Source organism: Kocuria sp. CCUG 69068 (genome assembly GCF_020833785.1).
Classification (GTDB): Bacteria; Actinomycetota; Actinomycetes; order Actinomycetales; family Micrococcaceae; genus Kocuria; species Kocuria rosea.
Genome location: NZ_PDDL01000258.1, coordinates 1 through 891, shown reverse-complemented (window position 1 = coordinate 891; position 891 = coordinate 1). Strand labels below are relative to the sequence as shown.

The window sequence follows — 891 nt, the reverse complement described above, 5'->3', positions numbered from 1 at the left end:
GCCGACCAGGCCGCGCCCCACGCGGCGAGGGCGAGCCCCAGCGCCACCGGGCGCCGGTCCCCGTCCGCCTCGCGGTGCGCCCGCCAGGCGAGCACCAGGCCGAGCACCGCGACCGTGACGCCCAGGTCCTCCTTGACGAACGCGACGGGGGCGGCCCACAGCGCGGCCGCAGTCCACCGCCGCTCCACCAGGCAGCCGAGGGCGAGGACCAGCAGCGGCAGGGCGAAGGCCACCTCGTGGAACTGCACCGCGACGGCGGCCTGCAGCCCGAAGCTGATCCCGTAGGCGAGCCCCAGGGCCGCGCCCGGGCCCGGGCCCAGCGCCCGGACCGCGAAGCCCGTCAGTGCCCCCGCGGAGACGGCCACGAGGACGTCCTGGACCACGAGGAGGGTCAGCGCGGACGGGAACAGCGCGTAGACCGGCCCCAGCAGCACCAGGATCGGGTGGAAGTGGTCGCCCAGCAGGTTCGCGCCGTGGCCCTTGATGTGCACGACCGGGCCGTCCCCGGCGGCGTAGGACTTGGCGAGCTGGGTGAAGATCCCCAGGTCCCAGGACGGGACCTCCCAGCGGTGCCACTGGAGCAGGGACCACCACACGTACAGGACGAGCACGAGGAGCCCCACGCCCAGCGGCACCAGCCGCGCCCGCCCGGTCAGCGGCGCGGGACGGGCCGGCGGGGCGGCGCGGCGGAGCGCGGTGGCGGGCATGGCCTCCTCGGTGGCGGGGGGGGCGCCGTCGGACAGTACTGCCATCATGGTCTCATGGCCGTCACCGCTCCCCCGCCCGCCCGCCGGCTCCCGGTGGCCCCGGACGCCGAGCTCGTGTGGGACCCCGAGGGCGCGCTGCACCTGGGCCAGACGCTCGGCGTGCTGGGCCGCGGCAGCGCCGATC

At 77.2% G+C, this 891-nt stretch carries 1 protein-coding gene; it reads right to left on the bottom strand.

The features are described from left to right. A partial coding sequence (locus tag CRM73_RS19405) for a DUF2079 domain-containing protein (protein ID WP_229588824.1) occupies window positions 1–755 on the bottom strand: 755 nt, incomplete at its 3' end. Window positions 756–891: the final 136 nt, after the last annotated feature.